Raw genomic sequence first — 270 nt, forward strand, 5'->3', positions numbered from 1 at the left:
AGCGTGGCGGTCGTGGTGTTGATGCTGTCGCCGATCACCACTGGGGTGCTGTCGTTGACCACGTCCAGGTCTTCAAAATTGCCACCGCTGCCCTCGGCCGCAAAGCCGTCGACAGTCAGGCTCACGTTGTCTTCTGCAAAGACGTCCGAATCGGGGTAGCCATCCAGTGCCACCGTGCCCGGTGGCAGTTCGGCGCCCCAGCCCACGGTGACGGTGCCCGTGGCAGCACCGGCTGCGACAGTGATGGTCACTTCCTGGCCGTTGCTCAGT

General features: G+C 64.1%; 1 protein-coding gene. It reads right to left on the minus strand.

The genetic code is table 11. The features are described from left to right. Window positions 1-270, minus strand: a 270-nt coding sequence (locus KW830_RS21150; RefSeq protein WP_218334319.1) for a hypothetical protein, incomplete at both ends; no start/stop codon positions are given.

This window comes from Comamonas sp. CMM03 (assembly GCF_019218715.1).
GTDB classification, from domain to species: Bacteria; Pseudomonadota; Gammaproteobacteria; order Burkholderiales; family Burkholderiaceae_C; genus Comamonas; species Comamonas terrigena.